The organism is Photorhabdus temperata (genome assembly GCF_025384845.1).
Taxonomy (GTDB): domain Bacteria; phylum Pseudomonadota; class Gammaproteobacteria; order Enterobacterales; family Enterobacteriaceae; genus Photorhabdus; species Photorhabdus temperata.
In genome coordinates this window covers 29,530-50,698 of sequence record NZ_JAJAFX010000018.1, presented here as the reverse complement: position 1 = coordinate 50,698, position 21,169 = coordinate 29,530, and the positions used below count along the sequence as shown (strand labels likewise).

Here is a 21,169-nt window from a genome sequence, read left to right as displayed (position 1 = left end):
CACAAAATAATCTACAAATTAAGTCCTCAATCCCCGGCCTGTTTCAATCAAATACCAAGCGACAAAATAAAAAACTGCAATAAACGCAGTCAAAACACCCAACGTTATTGTTAAAGAAACGTCAGTAATTCCCAGGAAACCATATCGGAAACCACTAATCATATAAACAATCGGATTCAGTTTGGAAACAGCTTGCCAAAATGGCGGTAATAATGTCAGCGAATAAAACACCCCGCCAAGATAAGTCAGAGGCGTTAATACGAAGGTCGGAATAATGCTGATATCATCAAATGTCTTAGCGAAAATCGAATTCAGCAAACCACCCAGCGAGAACAGAATTGATGTCATCAGTAAAGTGACAACAATCATCCACCACGCATGAATATGAAGCGGAACAAAAAACAGAGAAACCAGTGTCACCAGAATACCGACGCAAACACCACGGGCAACACCGCCCCCCACAAAACCCGCAATAACGATGTGTGTCGGAACCGGCGCCACCAGTAATTCCTCAATACTGCGCTGAAATTTCGCCCCAAAGAAAGAAGAAGAAACATTGGCATAAGAGTTAGTAATCACCGCCATCATAATCAGGCCAGGGACAATAAACTGCATATAATCCACACCGCCCATTTTGCCAATCCGCGAACCGATCAAACTACCGAAAATAATAAAATAGAGTGACATGGTGATAACCGGCGGTAATAAAGTCTGTACCCAGATACGACCAAAACGGGTAATTTCTTTAATCCAGAGCGTTTTTAGCGCCACCCAGTACAACTGAATCATTTACGGTCTCCTTGCTTGTTGTTCACCAAACTGACAAACAACTCTTCCAGACGGTTCGCTTTATTACGCATACTCGGGATCTGAATACCCTGAGCATTTAACTGGGTAAACACACCATTTAACCCCTGTTCACGCTGAACATCGACTTCCAGGGTCGATGTGTCTATCACCCGATAATTATATCCGGCAAGTTCAGGCGCTGGACTTTTCGTCGCCAGATCAAAGAAGAACGTTTCAGATTCCACCTGACTGAGTAAATTTTTCATACTGGTATTTTCCACCAGCTCACCATGCTGAATAATACCAATATTACGGCACAGCATTTCTGCCTCTTCCAGATAGTGGGTAGTCAGAATGATCGTTGTTCCCTGTGCATTCAATTCCTTCAAAAAACGCCACATAGAGCGGCGAAGTTCAATATCGACGCCCGCTGTCGGTTCATCAAGGATTAATAATTTAGGCTGATGCATCAAAGCTCGTACAATCATCAGGCGCCGTTTCATCCCACCAGACAAACGGATCGCCCGTTGATCGCGTTTTTCCCACAGATCTAATTGTGACAGATAAGTTTTCGCTCTGGCTTGAGCCACTTTTCGCGGTACACCATAGTAACCCGCCTGATTGAGAACAATCTGCAACACCGTCTCAAATGGATTAAAGTTAAACTCCTGCGGAACAAGACCTAACTGGCGCTTGGCATTCACAATATCCGTATCAATATCGTAACCAAACACCTTAACCTTACCGCTGCTTTTGTTTACCAGAGAACTGATAATGCCGATTGTGGTGGACTTCCCTGCACCGTTCGGACCCAATAACGCGTAGAAATCTCCTGCTTCTACATTCAGGTCAATCCCTCGCAGCGCCTTAACATCACCAGCGTAGGTCTTGGTAAGCTGCGTTAATTCCAATGCATAGGTCATAAATTAAAAAACACCTTTATTATCTGGCCGCCTTTGCGTGCAATATGAAAATATAGTGCGCCTTTCCTGTCTAGTTTTCTTTGCAAAAACAGTAGAAAGTTGAAAAACAAACAGCAACAAAATATTAAAATTTCAATTGATGTTGTATATGATTCTATCTCAAATAAACGCTATCAGGCTATTCACCATGATGAAAAAAATAGAAGAGTTGCTTGCCAATAACAAGCAGTGGTCAGAATCGGTTAACGAAGAAAATCCAAAATTTTTCAAGGAATTAGCAAAAACCCAGAAACCCCATTTCTTGTGGATTGGTTGCTCAGACAGTAGAGTACCAGCAGAAAAACTGATTGATGCCGCTCCCGGTGACTTATTTGTTCACAGAAATGTGGCAAACCTGGTTATTCATACTGATTTAAATTGTCTCTCTGTCATTCAATACGCAGTAGACGTACTGGAAGTTGAACATATTATTATCTGCGGCCATTACGGCTGTGGTGGTATCGAAGCCGCAATTGACGGTACCGAGCTGGGATTGATTAACAACTGGCTGCTGCATATCCGCGATCTCTGGTATAAACATAGCTCTATGCTGGGTGAATTACCGCCCAATGAGCGCCTGAACCGTCTGTGTGAAATCAACGTTGTCGAGCAAGTCTATAACCTTGGTCACTCAACTATTATGCAAGCAGCATGGAAACGGGGACAGAAAGTGATGATCCACGGCTGGGTTTACGGTATCCATAATGGTCAATTGCAGGATCTTGAAGTTACGGCTGACAGTCGTGAAAAACTGGAACTTGCCTATCGCCAGACCGTATCCAAACTGACGAATAAGAAGTAAGTTTTCAGATAACTAACAAAATACGCTGTAGAAAAGGTTATATTTAACCTCTTCTACAGCGTAATTAAACGAAGATTAATACAGATTTTCATTTTATTAAATCGCAGCCTATTAAATATCAAGTATCTATTTTAATTTCTTTATTTTACGAATGTATGCATATGGTAATAAAAAGAAAACAAAATAATTCATAAAAAAGAACATTTTTATGGGCGATCTCATCACATTACCTGTAATAACAATGTTGACACTTAGGCAAAACCACTCTAAAGTGTCAACAATGTGATAACCGTTACTTGCGAGGAAAGTTCTATGCTTACTCATGTCAGAAAAATTGGAAACTCTGTCGGTGCTATTATTCCAGCTCAACTATTGAAATCCCTCCACCTGAAAGAGGGTGACCAATTATCAATTGTCGAAGAACAAGGGAAAATCGTGATCTCTGCGGTAAACCATCGTCCCAAGTACAAATTAGCCGATCTACTTGCTCTATGTGACTCAGAAGCACCAATGCCTGAAATCTTAAAAGAATGGGATACCAGTAAACCTGTAGGGAATGAAGTGTAATGGCAATATTTCAACGAGGAGATGTTGTTGAGGCTTGCTTAAACCCAGTCGCTGGTCAAGAGCTGCAAGGTGACAAAAGGCCATGCTTAGTAATAAGTCCATACAATTTTAACAAATTAGGTTTAACAATTATTATTCCTATAACACAAGGAGGAAATTATGCTAGGTTTGCAGGTTTTGCCGTGACATTGATGAGCACTGGAACACAGACTCAAGGAGTTCTATTAGCGAATGGCATTCGTTCCATCGATCTAAATGCAAGACAAGCAAGAAAAATTGAAGAGGCACCGACGTTTGTAGTTAATGAAATTTTAGCCATGGTGTCCAGCATATTAGAATAAATTCTGCTGTTAACCAGGGATATCTGCTGATATGGTTCTACGACTGGAAGCTATATTAAGCACCGTGCCGAAATGCAGATAGGGGCGCAGCCCTATATATCATTCCTGAATCACAAAACAAAAACGGCAGCCCGAAAGCTACCGTTTTCAGATTCGGTAAAAATTACTCTTCCAACAAAATCACATGACCGATATAAGGCAAATGGCGATAATGCTGCGCATAGTCAATACCATAACCCACAACAAATTTATCTTCAATTGAGTAACCTATCCACTCAACCGGAACATCGACTTCACGGCGAGAAGGTTTATCAAGCAAAGTACAAATTGCCAGTGATTTTGGCTCACGCAGTGCCAGAATTTCACGCACTTTATTCAGAGTATTACCTGAATCAATAATATCTTCCACAATCAGCACATGTTTGCCACGAATATCTTCATCCAGATCTTTAAGGATTTTCACATCGCGGGTGGAATTCATACCGCTGCCATAACTGGAAGCCGTCATAAAATCCACTTCATGAGGAACCTGAATTTCACGGCATAAATCAGCCATAAAAATAAATGAACCTCTCAATAACCCGACCATAACCAGTTCGCTGCCACTGTCACGATAGTGTTCAGTGATCTGTTTTCCCAACTCAGCGATACGTTGCTTAACCTCCTGTTCGGAGATCATAACTTCTACAGTGTGTTTCATTATAAATATAACCAATTGTTTTTAAAAATAATAATCATGATAAAGCGCGGTGAAAATCATGATTATTAGTATGCCGATTGATACGCCGTTCTTTTGAACGGATAAAATAACACTTAGAAGCATCATTACAAATAAAATTGAAATAGGAAACCTTACGCCCCCTTTCAGTAATGCACAAATTCCGAACAACTATGATCGAATGGTGATTATCAAAAGTTCTTCGAAAATATGGGGTATCTCAAACAAAGATAAAGATGGTTTCTGATGATCACTATGTCTCTGGCAACATCTTTAATTTGGGATTAGGTTGTAACAAAACATTAGCGGCAACTCTGTAAAGCTTAGTTTCTTCATCATAAGTTTTACTTATCCTCTTCCCACTCACAAAATATAACGTCATCCCATCAGCACAAGGTAGAATTTCTATTAACTTTTTCCTTTTAAGAGCTCTAAGAGCCTCATGTAAATCGTCAATGCTTATTTCCAATGTTTCTGTAAGGATTTCATCTATTGCTGCTATTCTTTACTCATAGAAAACGCAAAGTTTCCATATTCTATCTGCCATGTACCGAACAACATTAAGAAAAAGAGACTACCAAGTCTATCTTGTTAAATTTCTTCGGACTGATGAACTACAAAACCTATTTGAGACATTTTACCTCAATTAGATTTATCTTTAATAACTTCCTGGAACTTATCATAGGTTTCAGGATTAAAAAGCGATAGAGACTCTATCTGCTCAAGCGGAAGAACATGACGAAACTGATACACACTCAAAGGCTTTGAAGTTAGTGTAATATCTTCATTCCTGTAATGATCAGCGTAATTATGCTCGGCACAAAATGTCAGCGTATCTTTATCTCTGTAACCACTCATAAAAGGAATGATAACGATAGTGTCGGTATCCAAATGATGAAATCTCGCTTCATCAACCATTCCAACATAAACTTTTCTCGACTTTAAAGTAATTAACAGCAACAGACCACTTTCAATTGATTCCAAAAGAAGGCTTTCAATAGCACTGTTAGATGCAATTTCTTTAAAAATACCATTGCGCTTTTCAGGATTTCTAAAATCTTTCTCTGCGTTATAGGATGCACTGATACTTATCAACACGGTAAAACTTAAGATAAGAAAAGAAAAAACACTCATCCCCACTAACCGGGAGTTGAACAAATCATGAGCAAAAGTAAAAGGGATATATTTTACACCAAAATATACAGGGATGTTCAGTAGCATCATAACAGCAAAGATTAAACAACTCAGTGTTAAAGCCAGACAAAAACCTGCGATAAGAAAAAAGCCACCTTGTCGTGCTACTTCAAAGTAAGCGTTCCAACCAATGGCTTTATTTTGCTTAAATCTAGAGGGTAGATGACTATTTGTATAAACATAACCACATACTAAAACAACAATAACCACAGCTGCCCACATTGATAGGTTATCCCTCTTTTTTAGTACTCAACCACTCAACATTTAAAGCGAAAGCCCGTTGAACATCAGGATTACAACGATTCAGAGTAACCGTTCCAGAACGATTAATGATGAACTTTTCATCTTTCTGATCAGCATCAGAACAAGTTTCTTTATGTGCGCCAACGAGACGTGCCATCACCCTTTCCGGAGAAACAAGAGCACATCCCATATTCTTGAAAAAACTAGACATTTTACCTCTCCTTCACTGAGTAACAAACAACCAACTGTATCATAGTCTAATACCTGCGGTAATCACTGACAATACTTTGTTGTGCCCATTTACTGCTGGTTAAGCATCTATTAACACCAATTCAAAGTAGAAGCAATTGCGTATAACCTTTGTTCTATCATGTACATCCTATAACAATAATTCATTGAAAAAACTACATAACTATATGGACCATAAGGTACAGTGAGGCCGTCCCTGATAAGCCAAATCAGAGACAATGTGAGCAAGATTATTTACTAACAGTAAAACCCAGCATCATACCGGTATCTTCATGTTCCAGCAGATGACAGTGCGCCATAAATGGATGTTTAGCTCCCGCCGTATGATTGAACTGAACCAGCACTTCACTCTCCTTACCTTCCACATGAACAATGTCTTTCCAACCACTGCGATGAGCGGCAGGTTTGCGGCCATTTTCACTCAAAATGCGGAAACGGGTACCGTGGATATGGAACGGATGCAGCATCATATCGCCAACACCCGAAATCACCCAGTGCTCATATTGCCCCTGTTTAACATCAAAAGCAGGCTTTGTCATGGAGAAAGCCAATCCGTTAATCGTGTTCGCATGATGGAAATTGAATTCATCGCCATGATGCATATCTCCGTGCTTCATATTCCCATGATGCATTCCCATACCCGCCATAGCTTGCTCATCGTAACGCTGAGACAGCTGCATCATCCCCTGCATATCCAGACGACCATCCATCGCCAGATGCAAATTACGTCTATTCAAGCCCTTTAAGGAAGGCAAGACAGGAAGAGTAGCAAGCTGTTCCGACAGTATTGTGCGGCTGGAAAAAAGCTGAGGTTGAATGCGCAAAACTGGCAATGGCTGATCGAACGGCGGTAATGTCATTCCTATCTGAACCACCGGTAACGTCACCAGCTCGAAAGGTTTTCCATCCGAAGTATTTACCACTATTTCAAAACGCTCTCCCGCCAGAATCGATAACTCATTAACCGCAACGGGTTCCGCTAACAAACCGCCATCACTGGCAACAACATACAATTCTCGGCCATCACTGGCAGCAATATTCAGGCTGCGAGCATTACAACCATTCAGCAAACGCAGGCGTAACCAACCGCGTGGCGCAATATGCTGGGGTAAAACAACGCCATTGGTCAGCATCATATCGCCAAACCAACCAACAGCGGCGCTCATCACATCCAGTTGATAATCAATCTGGCCCTCTCTATTCAAGCGTTTATCCTGCAAAATCACCGGGATATCATCCACACCCCATTGGTTTGGCAAACCCGTTTTAATACTGTTCTCATCTTCAATCAGCACTAATCCACCAAGCCCCATTGCTACCTGATAACCCGTCTTACCATGTGTATGCGGATGGAACCAGCAAGTTGCTTCTGGTTGTTCAAGGGTAAAACTAACAGTTCGACTCCCACCTGGTGCAATCATCGCATGTGGACCACCATCAGCCTCCCCGGTAATTTCCAAGCCATGCCAGTGAACAGTCGTCTCTTCCGGCAGATGATTACGAATATCAATAGTGACAGGTTTACCTGAAGTTAATTTCAGTGCCGGGCCAAGTAAATCACCGTTATAACCCCAGGTCTTAGTCACCGTTCCCGCCCGCAAACGGGATTGCCCTGCTTTGATTTCAATAGCAATTTTACCTGACGCATCTGGCTCTACCTGTGGAGGGATGGGGAGTGCCGGATAAGGTTCAGCAAAGGAGAAACGGCTCCATACAGGTAACATACTGGAGACACCTATAACAGCGCTTAATTTAATAAAATCACGTCGTTGCATATTAACTTCCTAATTAAACCGGCAAAAAATAAACAATAAAAAAACAACACATAGCAGCAACGTAAAGGTTCCCCTTACAGGAAGGTCAAGCGATGGGAATGTGATTTAAGTCGATCTTTACAGTAATTTAAAAAAATAAATTTTACCGGACAAAGATATTAATATGTTAACGTAACCTGACATGAATTCATTATAATAATACAAATGCGAAAATTAGCCTTATTAACTTACATATTAGTTCTTTTCGGTTTTTCCCACCCCGCAAAAGCGCTGACAGAAAATGAAGCTGAAGATCTGGCGGATCTGACAGCGGTGTTTATCTATCTGAAATATGACTGTGGTTACAGCCAAATCCCTGACCGGGAAATTAAGCGGGCCATTATCTATTTCGCTCAACGTAATAAGTGGGATTTGACCAATTACAACAGCCAATTGATGGACAGACTCAATGAAGAAAGCTACCAGGATCTGAAAAGTATTTACCTCTCCAATGCGATAAAGTGCCATGCCCTTGCCAGAGATTCGTTAAGCCTATTTGCCTACGTTAAATAGTCCTTTTCCTCATACCCCTTAAGGGGTAAATTTCACCGTGCAACTGTGAGAATTGTTGGCTATTATGTGAGCCCAATTTTCACGGCCATCACAGTGGAGGAAAACCGCGGCATGTCACAAAAAGAAACTTGGTACGAAACCCTGCATACCAATTTTGGTCAGTATTTTTCGGTTGATAAAGTGCTTTATCACGATAAAACTGAACATCAGGATTTGATTATCTTTGAAAATGCGGAGTTAGGCCGCATCATGGCGCTGGATGGCACAGTACAAACGACTGAACGTGATGAATTTATCTACCACGAAATGATGGCTCATGTTCCTCTGTTCGCCCACGGGAACGCCAAACGAGTGCTGATTATCGGCGGTGGTGACGGCGGTATGCTGCGCGAAGTCTGTCGTCATCAATACCTTGAAAACATTACTATGGTTGAAATTGATTCTGGCGTAGTTGAATTCTGCCGCCAATATTTGCCTAACCATAATGCCGGTGCTTACGATGATCCGCGCTTCAACCTGATCATTGACGATGGTGTTAATTTCGTTAACACCACCGATCAGAAATTCGATGTCATTATCTCTGACTGCACTGATCCAATCGGACCTGGTGAAGGGTTATTCACATCTGAATTCTATCAAGGTTGCCAACATTGTCTGAATGAAGGTGGCATTTTTGTTGCCCAGAATGGTGTCTGTTTCCTGCAACAGGATGAAGCGGTAACCAGCCATAAAAAATTGAGCAACTATTTTGCCGACAGCAGTTTCTATCAGGCTGCTATTCCAACCTATTACGGCGGAATAATGACCTTTGCATGGGCAAGTCAGAACCGGGCATTACGTCGTGTGGATCTAGCAACACTGCAACAGCGTTTTAATGCCGCAGGCTTTACCTGCCGCTACTACAACCCAGCCATTCACGCAGGTAGTTTTGCTCTACCGCAATATCTGCTGGATGCCCTATCCAAGAACCCATAATCACCCATTAGTCAGGAGGTGAAATAAATTGCACAAGCTGAAATTGCACGGCTTTAATAACCTGACAAAAAGCCTGAGTTTTTGTATTTATGATATCTGCTATGCAAAAAGCCAAGCCGATCGGGATAGTTATATCGCCTATATTGACGAACAATATAACGCTAATCGTTTAACGGAAATTCTCAGCGAAACCTGTTCGATTATTGGTGCAAATATTTTAAACATTGCCCGCCAGGACTATGAGCCACAAGGAGCAAGTGTCACTATTCTCATCAGTGAAGAGCCGATGGACCCAAAGGATGTAGACAATACTGAAAATCCAGGTCCATTACCCGATTCTGCCGTTGCTCATTTGGATAAAAGTCATATCTGTGTTCACACTTACCCAGAGAGTCATCCGGGCGGTGGCATATGCACTTTCCGAGCTGATATTGAAGTATCGACCTGTGGCGTGATTTCACCTCTCAAAGCACTGAATTATCTGATCCACAAATTGGAATCGGATATTGTCACAATGGATTATCGCGTGCGTGGTTTCACCAGAGATGTGAATGGCGTGAAGCACTATATCGATCACGAAATCAGTTCTATTCAGAATTATATGACCGAAGAAGTACAATCACAGTATTACATGATGGATGTCAATATTTATCAGGAAAATTTATTTCATACAAAAATGATGCTAAAAGAATTTGACCTGAATGATTATTTATTTAATGCCACACCAGAGCAATTAAGTGAAACTGAAAAGCTGGAAATTACCCATCTCTTAAAAAAAGAGATACAAGAAATTTACTATGGACGTAATTTACCCACTATTTAGATTTCATTAATTTATATTTAGCTGGTAGATACCAATATTTACAGGTATCTGCCAGATCAATTTTATTACACGCCTAACGCGGTACTCGTTGTAATTTCAGCACTGTAAATGGCCTTAAGATAATCAAGGGCTGCCTGCTGATCAACACCAGGAAAGGCACACACAGCGTCTGACGGGACCTTGATGCGATAACCGCGTATAAACGCACCATAGGCGGTATGCCTGATACAACAATGAGTATGCTGGCCTGTTAACACAACCTCCGTTACACCATATTCTTTAAAAACATCTTCCAGATCGGTGCCATCGAAAGCCCCATAAAATCGCTTGGGTGAAACAATTTCACGATCTGCCCCAATAGGAGCCAGTGCCTCAATAACATTAGCGCCTGGTGTTCCAGCTATTGCATGCCTGCCCCAAATATCCATTTCCCGATCATTCGTTCGGTGAGCATCATTAGCATAAACTACCAGCCAATCGGATTGGCATCGGGCGTAATTAATCAGCCGTTTAATTACCGGTACGATCTTCATCGCATCCGCCTCATTGGCGAGTGCTCCCGTGACAAAATCGTTCAGCATGTCAATTACAATTAACGCTTTCATTAATTCTGCCTTTCAAGTTTGTGTGTACGAAAACAAGAACAATAAATATAAGCATCGTAAAGATACTGGAATCATGTTTTTCAATTAGTGTGATCTTATTCTCTGAAATTCACCTAAATACAACGATAAAAAAATACCGTTACAATAATTTCCTAAATAATAACTGCCCTGAATAAATAGTTTATCCAGGGCAGTTTAATTACTCTGTCATTATTTCGATGGTGTTAGAGAAAACGTTAACGTCTCCAACGGCTGAAGGGTAATCAGTACCGCTTGATTAATAAACCTCGGTACAGAGCTGTTATTACCGTAGTCTATATTAACGTCATACACAGAAGGTTGATTATCAGGTAATTCAAGATCACTTTGCAGATCCAGATAATATTGTTTCACTTCATCAGCAGGATTGCGCAAAGTAATAATCGACTTTTTCGAACTCCAGGCTCCCCAACCATACACATCTAGCTCGGTGGGATCTTTACCAATCCAATGAGTATCAAACAGCACATCTTTATTTTTCTCTGACCATTTCGCCGCATTTGCCAGCGTATCCCAATCCTCTGTGGTCAACAATTCAGGCGTAACATACATCTCCTGTAACTGAGTACCGCTACCAAAATAGCTCCAAACCTGATCGGCAAAATCTTTAGGTGACTGTTTATCCAGATGCTTGGCCTGTTTAGCATAAACAATGCCATGCAGCATCAACGAATTCAGTGGGAACAACGGCCCATTTCTTACGACATTACGATAAGTTTCTGCATCACGATAGGTAAGCCACTGCTGCACTTTGGAACCTGTACCGTGAAACCCCACATCATAGCCACCACGCCAAATAGAATCGGCGAAAAATAGCCAGGAAGGCGTGGCTTTGGTGCCTGTGGTCAAGTTGATAAACAGATCATTTCCTGTACTGCGCATATCTTCAATAAGATGGATAGCGGCATCAAAATCACTGGTGAATGCACTTCCTTTAATCACACGATCAGCATTACCAGTGCCATCTAACTTAAACATGGACACATTTTGTTGTTGAATCAGGTTGAGCACCCGGTTATGGAAATTGGCGTAGTAATTAGGGCCTGAAAGCGCAAATCTGCCATCTATCACTTCATAACCAAACTCCTCCGCATGAGAAACACGTTGCTCACCAGGTTTACCATAACCGCCCCAAGGAGAAAGCCAGATACCTAAACGAGCATGATATTGATCTGCTGTCTGTTTAAGATTTTTGAACTCATGAGGAAACGCCTGACTAAAGCCCCAATCTCCTTTGAGGTTATCCCAACCATCATCAAACAGATAACCACTCAACTTCACACCGCGATTAGTCACCAGCTCCTGCCCAAACTGCTTGATACGGGTCAACGCATCTTGTTCGGTATAAGGAGTGAAGAAACCAATATCGTACCAAGAGTTGTAATGTAGGTAAGGACTATATTTACGCGAACGAGCATTATTCAAAAACTCATTGAAGTTGCGCCGCAATTGCCCTTCCTGATAAACACCAATATACGTCTTATAACTTAACGTTTTCCCCGGATCTAACGGGATAGAGAGCGCAATTTTTTGCGAAGCGCCTCCTTTATAAGCCTCAGTGTTAATCAATGGATTACCGGGAACAATAAAGAAGCTATCGCTGATAATCGGTGAACTGGCGATAGACCCGTGAACAAAAGGGATTTTAGTGCGAAATGGCATCAACGAGACAGAGCTAAGCTCTAACGCGTTTTCCTGCGGTGTAATGGTGATTTCAAACGAGCCGTACTTATCTTTATCCTCCGCAGTAATGATATTTTTTACCTGAATGTCGCCATGTTTCAGGGAGACAACAATACGATTGTCCTTTTTGCTGATATCAGTAATCTGAAAATCTTTAGCCGCGAGCGTCTCTCCTGATTTCAACGTGATTTCAAACAGATTGTCAGTAATGATTTGATCGTGGTTTTTCGGATTTTCAAATTGTAGTTGCGTCACTTTACCGTGTTCGTCGCTAACAGTTACACGGTAATTGTCACCCTCCAATCGCCAGCTATCTGCCCAGACTGGGGCACTATACAACACGGAACTCGCTAATAAACTTAACGTAATTTTATTTAACGTTCTTATTTTCACAGCAGTTTCCTTATAGTCAGAATGAAAAAACAGAACCGTCACGAATACAGCTTACCTGCACTGCCACAAATCCGGATCTTCTCTTCTACTACTGCCTGCATAGCCTGTTTTCCCGGCGCGATATATTTACGTGGATCATTCGCATCTGGATGCTGGATGAAATAGCGTTTTACCGCATCAGCAAAAGCAATTTTCAGATCAGTCGCCACATTGACTTTACATACACCAAGACCAATCGCCTGCTGTATCATCACTTCAGGAATACCCGATGCGCCATGCAGCACCAACGGAATATCCACCTGTTCACAGATTGCGGCTAACCGATCAAAATCCAGATGCGGTTCACCATGATACAAACCATGCGCAGAACCAATCGCTACCGCCAGAGAATCAATACCGGTACGGGCAACAAAGGCCTTCGCTGCCAGCGGATCGGTAAAGAAACTATCGGCACTGGAGACCTGTAAATCATCTTCCTGCCCACCTAACCGCCCCAATTCCGCCTCAACGCTAACATCGTAACGATGGCAAAATCGTACCACCTCAGCCACCTTACGAATATTCTCCTCAAAGGGTAAATGCGAGCCATCAATCATCACTGAACGTACACCCGCCTCCACTTTATTGCGGATATCCGCCAATTCCTCATGATGATCAAGATGCAGCGCAAGCGGCAGATTGTGGCGGTGGGCCGCGTCCTGGCAGATCGACACCAGGTAGTCAGTACCGGCATAACTGAAAGTGCCCGGCGTACCCGCCAGAATAACCGGTGATGCCAAACGGGCAGCGGTTTCCGCTACCACCTGGATAGTTTCCAGATTATGGACGTTGAAAGCAGGAACCGCATAACCTTCACGCAGAGCCTTTTTCAACATTTGACGACTGGAAATCAGGTACATACAAGCTCCTTAAATGCCATCCAGATTCAGGCTGTCATATCGCCGTTTCTGTTGTTCATGCCACAGGCTGGTCAATCCCCGCCGCCCACATTCCAGCGCCATATCACGAAAGGTTTCCAGCGCCATACCTTCACGGTCCAACATCATTTCTACCACCAACTGCATATTAGTCCCGGTGATAACTTCATAACGTGGATTAGCTATCGCCAATTGCGCCGCCTGTCGAAACGGTGAGCCCCCCAGCAAATCACTGAGAATAATCACACCATCGCCGCTATCACAAGCGGAGCAAGCCACCTCCAGCAATAGCAACAATTTTTCAGTACTGATCCCTTCAGGAAAATCGACAGCACAACACTGGGGCTGCTGCCCTACGACCTGTTCCACCGCCTGCAACAAACCACTGGCGAAATGCCCATGACCGGTGATTACAATACCTAACATGCCATCTCCTCAGTGCGCTTGTTAAAGAAAACCAACAAATTTACCCACAATGCCGATCACCACCGTCAAACCAATCAATTTGACCGGCGAAAACCCTTTTTTCATCAGCCAAAACACCAGCAGGGTGAAACATAACGGCAATAAATTAGGCATCAGTTTATCCAGCACATCCTTTTGCAACGCCACACTGGCTTTACCGGCGTTGACCACCACCGGTGTCGAGAGATGAACATAGGAAGCCACCAATGCCCCGATCACCGTCATTCCCACGATTGATGCCGCGTGGGAGATCTTTTTGGTATGTTTTTTTAGCAATACCAGCGCACTGGTTCCTGTACGATAACCATAATGCGCCAGACCAAAACGCAAGCCAAAATGTACGATATTGAACAGTAGCAGGAATACGAGGGGGCCAAATAGGCTGCCCTGTAGCGCCAGAGATGCCCCAATCCCAGCGCAAATGGGTAACAGCGTCAGCCAAAACAACGCATCGCCAATCCCGCCCAGCGGCCCCATCAACGCAACTTTCACAGCACGAATAGTCGAAATTTTCTCTTTATTCCGTTCCATTGCCAGCACCAACCCAGACAGGAAGGTGACATCAAACGGATGCACATTGATAAATTCCATGTGCATCTTCATAGAATTCGCCAGATCTTGCGGATCCTTATGGATCTTACGCAGCCCAGGGATCAAGGTGTACAACCAGCCTCCCGCCTGCATACGTTCATAGTTAAATGATGCCTGTAACAACAGGGAGCGCCACGCCATACGATTCAGATCGCGGTTAGTCAGCTCTTCACCCGGCGTACTGTCCTGATAATTATCCTGCTCAACCTGACTGGTTGCCAGTGCCTGCGCCATCCTTTTCTCAGCTTTAGCTGCCATAGCAGCATCGGTGTCGTTAAATGCCATCTTCCATCTCCTGAGACTGGGTGGTAGGTGCGCCGCGTTCAGCCGCATCTTCTATACGGGAACGGTTAAAGAAATCGATTAATGCGATCGCCAATGCGCCAAGTGCTACAGCGATAATCGGCATATTAAGGAACGTGACCGAAATAAAGCCCAGAATGAAATAGGCTATATAGGTCTTTTTCATCATGATTTTCATCAGCATGGAAAAACCGATGGCAGGCATCATTCCGCCGGCAACGGCCAACCCATCCAACAACCACTGCGGCGCTTTCTGCACCATGACGCTGGCCGCGTCGGCACCAAAATAGACTGGCAAAAACGCTACAATAAAGTAGAAACAAAACAGAATGGTGATACCCAGATAGTTCACACGTTCCACACCGCGCCAATTCAGCTTTTTCACCATCTGATCGCATTTATGCATCATAGGTGAGAACAGGGTAAACAGCAGCGTAATGCAGCCTTGTACCGCAATGGAAAATGGCACCGCTATACCAATCGCCACCTTAGGATCGGCTTGAGTCAAAATAGCAAATGCGGTGCCAATCACACCGCCAATCACCACATTTGGCGGTTGAGCGCCAGCCAGCGGCACCATTCCCATCCAGACCAGCTCCAATGTTCCCCCCACCAGCAAACCCGTCTGTACATCCCCTAAAATCAACCCGACCAGCGGGCCAATCACCACAGGGCGGTGAAAATGGGTCAATCCATCAAACAGATCCACTCCCGCCAACCCGGCCAGTAATCCAATCAATATCGCATCAATCAGCATAACTCACCTCTTTAGAACAACAGTTTATCGATAAGCTCTCCCGCTTCATCCGGTACCCGCCGTATCTCGCAGGTAACACCCAGTTGCTCTAGTTCACGAAACACCTCTACGTCACTATCATCAACCGAAACAGTCTTATGGATCTGGCGCTTCCCTTCAGCAAAATGCATATTGCCCACGTTAACAAATCGGATCGGCACTCCACCCTTTACCAGCGTCAGTACATCTTGCGGTGTTTTACAGACGATAAAAATTTTCTGACGTTCAGCCGCTTTATGGATCACATCAATGGTTTTTTGCAGAGTGAAATAACGGGTCTGAATCCCATCGGAAACCACCATATCCATCAGGTTTTGCTGCATCAAATCACCGGCAACTTGATCGTTAGCCACCAATACCAAATTGGCCCCCAGTGAATTGGTCCAGGTCACACCTACCTGACCATGCACCAACCGGTTATCAATTCGGGTCATTAAAATATTCGGTATCGACATAATCACTCCTGCTTACATGCTGTTCTTTGTGAGTAAGATGGGAGATAAGGATAAATTTCCACCCCCTTCACCACACGGTTGACCTCCCCTGTTGGGCATGGATTGTCCGGCGCTATCCCCAACGCTAGAGAGGTTTCAAACGCTAACATCTGCAAAAACATCAGATAGGGAAAAAGCAGCCAGATATCATCTTGTTCACTATTAATCGCCGTAAATCCTTCCCCCGGCGTGCCACTCAGTGCAACAACCTGACGCGCCAGACCGTCATGATTCAGCTCATGCCACAAATCGAGATCATAACGACGACGATACTTATCAGCAGAAAGCATCATGACCACCAGCGTATCGCGTTCGATCATAAACTTCGGCCCATGACGCACTCCCATCGACGAATCGTAACGGGTGGTGATATACCCGGCGGTCAGTTCCAGCATCTTGAGCGCCCCCTCTTCAGCTACACCGGTAAAACAACTGGAGCCCAGACACATCATGCGCTTAAAGCCGCTGCGTGCCAGTCGCTTAGTCTGTACCTGCCACTGTCTCCACTCGCGATCGCACAACGCAGCCATCGCCATCAGTGGCGCACCACTCTGTTCCAGCGTTAACGGCCCTAACAGCAACGCTGTCGCCAGCGTCATACAACTGAAACTGGAAGTCATGGCAAAACTCTGGTCATGAGAACCCTGCGGCATATTCAATGAGCAAACATGAGCACGTCCTTCGGCATAACGTGCTAATGCACCATCGGGATTGCAGGTCAACATCAGGTGATAACAGCGTGGCAGTATCTGATCTGCTAGTTTTACCGCTGCCACGCTCTCCGGACTATTGCCGGATCGCCCATAAGAAATCAGCAATGTTGAACGTGTTGGATCGAGGTATTGCAAAGGAGAAGGCACAATATCCGTGGTACTGTACGCAACCACATTCAGCCCACACTGCTCACGCAACCAGGGAGCCAGCGCGCGCCCGACAAACGCGGATGAGCCTGCGCCACACAACACTATCTGTAACTGCGGATCAGACAACAAAGGCAGCAAAAAGGGTCGCCACAACGCTTCCTCACGTTGCAGGTTTTGATATAACTGACGCCAAAGCGCAGGCTGTTGGTGAATCTCTCTGGCAGTATGCAACGCGTGATGCTCACGCAGCCAGGCTTCGGTATAGAAAAACAGCTCATTCATACGAGAGCTCCTTGTGCCTCAGACTCACAAGCCTGAGCATAGCTCAAGAGCACAGAACGAATCTTATCCAACACCCAGGCATGCGGGTCATTTTCCAACCTTCCCGCGTTAACTGCCTGCGCCTGTTCTGGCAGGTACTGACTCAATAGTGAAAGAGAAACCGGATGACGGCGCAGATTATCCATCAAAGTACTTACGGTCTGTTGTACCTGAGGATGCGGCCAGTAATAACGCACGCGATCGCTCAAGCTGTATTGACGATCAATAAACTGCTGATGCGGTGTACCATGGTAATAGCGGTTCCAGTATTCAGGCTGTTCAAGCATGACCTGTTCCAGTGTGGCGCACAGATTCGCTGCTGTCTGCTCCCCATTCCATTCACCATCAATTTTATCGAGTGCGAAAAGCGCCTCACGCAGAGCAAAAGTCAAAGCAGGACCGACTTTCAGAATAGCGAAATGATCACGAACCAATTCACGGTAAGCCAGTGCAGTTTGATAATCAGTAGAATGCGCTTCATAGACCAAGTAAGGCTGAGATTCGATGTATTGACTCAATGCCGCCGCACGTTCCGATTGATAATGTTCGACATCATGGTGATCGAACTCCACACCCGGCTGCACCACCAGCGCAATCACCCGCGGCCATACCTGTTCCAACCCGGCCAATCGCCAGGCTTGTTGATGTACATTCAACGTTGTGGCCGCTGCCTGAGGTGTAGTGACCTGCATTCCTTCCAACGCTTCTTTAGCGCCTCCCGGTACCGGCACTTCGGTGCCGATCACATAAACCGGTGATTCTCCCCCCACCTGCTGCCAGCAACGTTCTGCCACCTGACACAAACGAGCCGCACGTACCGCAATCTCATCATCACCAAGCGGTGTTGGATCATCGGCACAAGACATAGAGCAATCAAGGTGGATCTTACGAAATCCTGCGGCCACATAATCGTGTATCAACGTTTCAGCCAATTTCATCGCCTCTGCTGCGGAGCGATCCTGCCAAGCGTTCGGCCCAAGATGATCACCGCCCAACCAAATACGATCACGCGGCAAGCCAATAAGATCAGCTTGTCGCCAAACTGCATCACGAAACTGAGCGGGCTGCATACCGGTATAACCACCAAACTGATTAACCTGATTAGACGTTGCTTCAATCAGTATCGGCGTCTTACGCTCTTTAGCAACGCGCAAAGCACTTTCCAATACCCAAGGATGGGCGGAACAGACCGAATAGATCCCCACCGCTTCACCTGATTTATGGCGACGAATAAGTTGTAATAGTGACTGCATGGTGTCTCCCATGCGGGCAAGAACCCGTTTATCAACTCTTAGACAGGTTCTAATCTCTGTAAGAGTTATTCGTCGGCAATAACCACATCTACGCCGAGTTCAGTTAATGCCCGCCTGTAGTTATCGGGGATCCGGCTGTCAGTAATCAGCCGATGAATCTGTCCAGCCTGACGGATCATACAAAAGCTTCTGCGCCCAAATTTACTGGCATCCGCCACAGCGATAATTTCATGCGCCACCTCACACATTACGCGATTAAGGTGAGCTTCGCCGGGATGGGGCGTGGTAATCCCTGCTTCCAAATCAAACCCATCGACACCAAGAAACAGAGTATTAAAACGATACTGACGCAATTGCTGTTCCGCCGCCGGACCATAAAGCGAGTAGGAGTTCTGACGCACACTCCCGCCAAGCACCATCACTTCCATCTGATCAAATCCCGCCAGTTCATAGGCGATATTCAACGCGTTAGTCATTACCACCAAATCACGCCGCTCCTTAAGATACGGCACGATTTGCGTAGTCGTGGAGCCGGAGTCAAGGATCAAGGCATCACCATCCTTAACAAACTGCGCCGCCCTGGCCGCAATACGTGATTTCACATCACGATTCAGCCGGCCTTTATCTTGCAGGGGGCGATCAAAGGCGAATTGCTGATTCAACATGGCGCCGCCATAAGAACGCAGCGCACAACCTTTTTGCTCCAGATAACGCAGGTCATTACGGATAGTGACGCTGGAAACCCCAAAACGGGAACTCAAATGCTCAACACGCACACTGCCCTCATGGCACAGCAGGTCAATAATCTGTTCACGTCTTTTCACAGTGTCCATTGCCATTCCGTTATGCTCCTCAGATTTCAGCAACAAGTTCACGTCACCTGTGATGAATTGCTTTCCCTCTCTTTCGGTTAAATTACAACAAAAGCAATGAAATGAAATTGTGATCAGTGTTGCAGTCTATTATATAGACAAAATTAGGTTAAAAAGGTTTCGATTGAAAACAAAACGAAAGAGAATATTAAGTTCTATCATTACTTATGCTTACCCCAAAATAAGCTTTCATCCGCTTTTTTAGTAGAAATTGATATTAAAGAAACGAAAGCCCTTGGTTTTCAATCAACAACCGCAAGGTTTTATTTTGTCAGGTGATAGAGATCACAAATTTTGTGATTGGGTGTGAAAAGACTGATAAAATCCAGAATTGAACGCTCTCACGGTAATAAAAGGACACACCACATGACAAAACGATTTTCGGTGCTGACTGGCGGGCTGCTGCTCGCCGCTTCTCTCGGCGCTCAAGCTTCGAATACACCCGATCAGTCCCATCTGACAAATACTGTTGATAAGACCATACATTCCCTGATGCAGGAATATGACATTCCAGGAATGGCGATTGCGGTAACTTTCCGCGGTCAGCATTTCTTCTATCAATACGGTGACGCGTCAAAAGAAAACAACACGCCGGTCACCAAAGAGACGATCTTCGAATTAGGCTCAGTCAGCAAAACCTTTACCGCCAGCCTGATTTCTTGGGCGCAAGTGACGGGAGCCATTTCCCTCTCCGATAAGGCCAGCCAGCATTTTCAACCAATTGCAGGCAGCGCCTTTGACAACATAAGCCTGCTGAATATTGCCACCTACACCGCGGGCGGCCTGCCATTACAGTTCCCTGATGAGATCGACAGCAAGAGCAAAATGGTGAACTGGTATCAGCACTGGCAGCCGAAGTATGCGCCCGGAACTTACCGCCAATACTCCAATCCCAGCATTGGCCTGGCGGGCTATATCGCTGCCCAACGCCTTGGAAAACCTTACTCAATGCTGGTAGCAAACCAAATTCTTTCACCGCTTGGTCTGCATCATGCCCGGTTTAACGTGCCCGAACAAGATATGAAAAATTATGCCTGGGGTTATTCAAAAGAGAATAAACCGATTCGCGTAACCCCCGGCGTACTGGATGAGGAAGCCTACGGCCTGAAAGCCAGTGCGCAGGATATGATCAGCTTCGTTGATGCGAATATCGATCCTTCCCGCATAGGTGATAGCAAGCTGGCACAGGCCATTCGGGCAACCCATACCGGCTATTACCGGGTGGGGGAAATGACGCAAGGACTGGGCTGGGAGCTTTATCACTGGCCCGTTACCCTTGAGCAGGTACTGAGCGGCAACTCGGCGCAGATCGCTTATCAAGCCAACAAAACCACGGAACTATCGCCGCCGGAGCCGCCAACAGAGGCGCTTTTTATCAATAAAACCGGCGCCACCAATGGCTTCGGCGCGTATGTCGCGTTTGTGCCGCAAGAGCAAATGGGTATTGTGCTGCTAGCCAACAAAAACTACCCCAACGAGGCGCGCATCAAAGCAGCCTGGCAAATCCTCAATGCGCTGAAATAACACGCAGTTGCGTTAGATTCACTGTCTATTGGCAGCAACAACGCCTCCCACAGGAGGCGT

General features: G+C 44.8%; 23 protein-coding genes. 7 read left to right on the top strand and 16 right to left on the bottom strand.

Translation table 11 applies throughout. The features are described 5' to 3' along the window. Positions 1-18 precede the first annotated feature (18 nt). Both LGZ99_RS08995 and LGZ99_RS08990 read right to left on the bottom strand, forming a co-directional pair. Complete coding sequence (locus tag LGZ99_RS08995; protein WP_036840239.1) at positions 19-789, bottom strand: ABC transporter permease; 771 nt, start codon at positions 787-789, stop codon at positions 19-21. Further along, positions 786-1,712 (bottom strand): ABC transporter ATP-binding protein, encoded by a 927-nt coding sequence (locus LGZ99_RS08990; protein WP_021323140.1) that lies wholly within the window; start codon positions 1,710-1,712, stop codon positions 786-788. Before LGZ99_RS08990 ends, LGZ99_RS08995 begins: the two co-directional genes overlap by 4 nt. A 187-nt stretch (positions 1,713-1,899) precedes the next feature. Between LGZ99_RS08990 and can the strand changes: the two genes are divergently transcribed. The 3 genes from can to LGZ99_RS08975 all read left to right on the top strand — a co-directional run bounded on the left by can (position 1,900) and on the right by LGZ99_RS08975 (position 3,461). After that, positions 1,900-2,553, top strand: coding sequence for a carbonate dehydratase (gene can / locus LGZ99_RS08985; protein ID WP_023044123.1), 654 nt, complete (start codon positions 1,900-1,902; stop codon positions 2,551-2,553). Positions 2,554-2,865: 312 nt separating this feature from the next. Further along, a complete protein-coding gene (locus tag LGZ99_RS08980) occupies positions 2,866-3,120 on the top strand; it encodes an AbrB/MazE/SpoVT family DNA-binding domain-containing protein (protein WP_023044124.1) in 255 nt (84 codons plus the stop codon). Further along, positions 3,120-3,461 (top strand): type II toxin-antitoxin system ChpB family toxin, encoded by a 342-nt coding sequence (locus tag LGZ99_RS08975; protein WP_023044125.1) that lies wholly within the window; start codon positions 3,120-3,122, stop codon positions 3,459-3,461. Before LGZ99_RS08980 ends, LGZ99_RS08975 begins: the two co-directional genes overlap by 1 nt. 163 nt (positions 3,462-3,624) lie before the next feature. On the opposite strand, the gene hpt is transcribed toward LGZ99_RS08975, so the two are convergent. The 4 genes from hpt to cueO all read right to left on the bottom strand — a co-directional run bounded on the left by hpt (position 3,625) and on the right by cueO (position 7,640). Next, on the bottom strand, positions 3,625-4,161 hold the full coding sequence (gene hpt / locus LGZ99_RS08970; RefSeq protein ID WP_021323144.1) for a hypoxanthine phosphoribosyltransferase: 537 nt from the start codon (positions 4,159-4,161) through the stop codon (positions 3,625-3,627). Between the two features lie 660 nt (positions 4,162-4,821). Beyond that, complete coding sequence (locus tag LGZ99_RS08965; protein ID WP_023044126.1) at positions 4,822-5,595, bottom strand: hypothetical protein; 774 nt, start codon at positions 5,593-5,595, stop codon at positions 4,822-4,824. Between the two features lie 7 nt (positions 5,596-5,602). Beyond that, positions 5,603-5,827 carry a hypothetical protein gene (locus LGZ99_RS08960; RefSeq protein WP_021323147.1) on the bottom strand — a complete coding sequence of 75 codons (225 nt, stop codon included), beginning with the start codon at positions 5,825-5,827 and terminating at the stop codon, positions 5,603-5,605. Between the two features lie 268 nt (positions 5,828-6,095). Continuing rightward, positions 6,096-7,640: a multicopper oxidase CueO gene (gene cueO, locus LGZ99_RS08955; protein ID WP_021323148.1), complete on the bottom strand. Its 1,545-nt coding sequence runs from the start codon at positions 7,638-7,640 to the stop codon at positions 6,096-6,098. Between the two features lie 204 nt (positions 7,641-7,844). Between cueO and LGZ99_RS08950 the strand changes: the two genes are divergently transcribed. From LGZ99_RS08950 to speD, 3 genes are all read left to right on the top strand, one after another. Next, positions 7,845-8,192, top strand: coding sequence for a YacC family pilotin-like protein (locus tag LGZ99_RS08950; RefSeq protein ID WP_021323149.1), 348 nt, complete (start codon positions 7,845-7,847; stop codon positions 8,190-8,192). Between the two features lie 111 nt (positions 8,193-8,303). Next, on the top strand, positions 8,304-9,167 hold the full coding sequence (speE, locus tag LGZ99_RS08945; protein ID WP_036840237.1) for a polyamine aminopropyltransferase: 864 nt from the start codon (positions 8,304-8,306) through the stop codon (positions 9,165-9,167). A gap of 28 nt (positions 9,168-9,195) precedes the next feature. Further along, positions 9,196-9,990, top strand: a complete 795-nt coding sequence (gene speD, locus LGZ99_RS08940) for an adenosylmethionine decarboxylase (protein ID WP_021323151.1) — start codon at positions 9,196-9,198, stop codon at positions 9,988-9,990. Between the two features lie 65 nt (positions 9,991-10,055). Here the strand turns inward: speD and LGZ99_RS08935 are convergent, their stop codons facing one another. From LGZ99_RS08935 to agaR, 10 genes are all read right to left on the bottom strand, one after another. Continuing rightward, a complete protein-coding gene (locus tag LGZ99_RS08935; RefSeq protein WP_021323152.1) occupies positions 10,056-10,595 on the bottom strand; it encodes a cysteine hydrolase family protein in 540 nt (179 codons plus the stop codon). Positions 10,596-10,805: 210 nt separating this feature from the next. Continuing rightward, on the bottom strand, positions 10,806-12,710 hold the full coding sequence (locus tag LGZ99_RS08930) for an alpha-amylase family protein (protein WP_036840291.1): 1,905 nt from the start codon (positions 12,708-12,710) through the stop codon (positions 10,806-10,808). 38 nt (positions 12,711-12,748) lie between these two features. Next, positions 12,749-13,609 (bottom strand): tagatose bisphosphate family class II aldolase, encoded by an 861-nt coding sequence (locus LGZ99_RS08925; RefSeq protein WP_036840235.1) that lies wholly within the window; start codon positions 13,607-13,609, stop codon positions 12,749-12,751. 9 nt (positions 13,610-13,618) lie between these two features. Beyond that, complete coding sequence (gene agaF / locus LGZ99_RS08920) at positions 13,619-14,053, bottom strand: PTS galactosamine/N-acetylgalactosamine transporter subunit IIA (protein ID WP_023044128.1); 435 nt, start codon at positions 14,051-14,053, stop codon at positions 13,619-13,621. A 21-nt stretch (positions 14,054-14,074) separates the two neighbouring features. Beyond that, positions 14,075-14,968: a PTS system mannose/fructose/sorbose family transporter subunit IID gene (locus LGZ99_RS08915; protein WP_036840233.1), complete on the bottom strand. Its 894-nt coding sequence runs from the start codon at positions 14,966-14,968 to the stop codon at positions 14,075-14,077. Continuing rightward, entirely contained in the window at positions 14,958-15,743 is a 786-nt protein-coding gene (gene agaW / locus LGZ99_RS08910) for a PTS N-acetylgalactosamine transporter subunit IIC (RefSeq protein ID WP_023044129.1), read from the bottom strand. The genes LGZ99_RS08915 and agaW overlap by 11 nt, the downstream gene beginning before the upstream one ends. A gap of 11 nt (positions 15,744-15,754) precedes the next feature. Further along, on the bottom strand, positions 15,755-16,237 hold the full coding sequence (gene agaV / locus LGZ99_RS08905) for a PTS N-acetylgalactosamine transporter subunit IIB (RefSeq protein WP_023044130.1): 483 nt from the start codon (positions 16,235-16,237) through the stop codon (positions 15,755-15,757). Positions 16,238-16,239: 2 nt separating this feature from the next. Next, the gene (locus LGZ99_RS08900) at positions 16,240-17,421 is read right to left on the bottom strand and encodes an AgaS family sugar isomerase (protein WP_036840231.1); all 1,182 of its coding nucleotides are present in this window, start codon (positions 17,419-17,421) and stop codon (positions 16,240-16,242) included. Next, positions 17,418-18,713: a D-tagatose-bisphosphate aldolase, class II, non-catalytic subunit gene (locus LGZ99_RS08895; protein ID WP_036840230.1), complete on the bottom strand. Its 1,296-nt coding sequence runs from the start codon at positions 18,711-18,713 to the stop codon at positions 17,418-17,420. Before LGZ99_RS08895 ends, LGZ99_RS08900 begins: the two co-directional genes overlap by 4 nt. A 65-nt stretch (positions 18,714-18,778) precedes the next feature. Further along, entirely contained in the window at positions 18,779-19,552 is a 774-nt protein-coding gene (gene agaR / locus LGZ99_RS08890; protein ID WP_021323157.1) for a transcriptional repressor AgaR, read from the bottom strand. A gap of 399 nt (positions 19,553-19,951) precedes the next feature. Here agaR and ampC point away from each other — a divergent pair, with 399 nt between their 5' ends. Next, a complete protein-coding gene (gene ampC / locus LGZ99_RS08885) occupies positions 19,952-21,109 on the top strand; it encodes a class C beta-lactamase (protein WP_021323158.1) in 1,158 nt (385 codons plus the stop codon). Positions 21,110-21,169: the final 60 nt, after the last annotated feature.

Excerpts from the sequence above, each read along its gene's own strand:
- LGZ99_RS08995 (WP_036840239.1), bottom strand. The coding sequence starts at position 789 with ATGATTCAGTTGTACTGGGTGGCGCTAAAAACGCTCTGGATTAAAGAA.
- LGZ99_RS08990 (WP_021323140.1), bottom strand. The coding sequence starts at position 1,712 with ATGACCTATGCATTGGAATTAACGCAGCTTACCAAGACCTACGCTGGT.
- can (WP_023044123.1), top strand. The coding sequence starts at position 1,900 with ATGATGAAAAAAATAGAAGAGTTGCTTGCCAATAACAAGCAGTGGTCA.
- LGZ99_RS08980 (WP_023044124.1), top strand. The coding sequence starts at position 2,866 with ATGCTTACTCATGTCAGAAAAATTGGAAACTCTGTCGGTGCTATTATT.
- LGZ99_RS08975 (WP_023044125.1), top strand. The coding sequence starts at position 3,120 with ATGGCAATATTTCAACGAGGAGATGTTGTTGAGGCTTGCTTAAACCCA.
- hpt (WP_021323144.1), bottom strand. The coding sequence starts at position 4,161 with ATGAAACACACTGTAGAAGTTATGATCTCCGAACAGGAGGTTAAGCAA.
- LGZ99_RS08965 (WP_023044126.1), bottom strand. The coding sequence starts at position 5,595 with ATGTGGGCAGCTGTGGTTATTGTTGTTTTAGTATGTGGTTATGTTTAT.
- LGZ99_RS08960 (WP_021323147.1), bottom strand. The coding sequence starts at position 5,827 with ATGTCTAGTTTTTTCAAGAATATGGGATGTGCTCTTGTTTCTCCGGAA.
- cueO (WP_021323148.1), bottom strand. The coding sequence starts at position 7,640 with ATGCAACGACGTGATTTTATTAAATTAAGCGCTGTTATAGGTGTCTCC.
- LGZ99_RS08950 (WP_021323149.1), top strand. The coding sequence starts at position 7,845 with ATGCGAAAATTAGCCTTATTAACTTACATATTAGTTCTTTTCGGTTTT.
- speE (WP_036840237.1), top strand. The coding sequence starts at position 8,304 with ATGTCACAAAAAGAAACTTGGTACGAAACCCTGCATACCAATTTTGGT.
- LGZ99_RS08935 (WP_021323152.1), bottom strand. The coding sequence starts at position 10,595 with ATGAAAGCGTTAATTGTAATTGACATGCTGAACGATTTTGTCACGGGA.
- LGZ99_RS08925 (WP_036840235.1), bottom strand. The coding sequence starts at position 13,609 with ATGTACCTGATTTCCAGTCGTCAAATGTTGAAAAAGGCTCTGCGTGAA.
- agaF (WP_023044128.1), bottom strand. The coding sequence starts at position 14,053 with ATGTTAGGTATTGTAATCACCGGTCATGGGCATTTCGCCAGTGGTTTG.
- LGZ99_RS08915 (WP_036840233.1), bottom strand. The coding sequence starts at position 14,968 with ATGGCATTTAACGACACCGATGCTGCTATGGCAGCTAAAGCTGAGAAA.
- agaW (WP_023044129.1), bottom strand. The coding sequence starts at position 15,743 with ATGCTGATTGATGCGATATTGATTGGATTACTGGCCGGGTTGGCGGGA.
- agaV (WP_023044130.1), bottom strand. The coding sequence starts at position 16,237 with ATGTCGATACCGAATATTTTAATGACCCGAATTGATAACCGGTTGGTG.
- LGZ99_RS08900 (WP_036840231.1), bottom strand. The coding sequence starts at position 17,421 with ATGAATGAGCTGTTTTTCTATACCGAAGCCTGGCTGCGTGAGCATCAC.
- LGZ99_RS08895 (WP_036840230.1), bottom strand. The coding sequence starts at position 18,713 with ATGCAGTCACTATTACAACTTATTCGTCGCCATAAATCAGGTGAAGCG.
- agaR (WP_021323157.1), bottom strand. The coding sequence starts at position 19,552 with ATGGCAATGGACACTGTGAAAAGACGTGAACAGATTATTGACCTGCTG.
- ampC (WP_021323158.1), top strand. The coding sequence starts at position 19,952 with ATGACAAAACGATTTTCGGTGCTGACTGGCGGGCTGCTGCTCGCCGCT.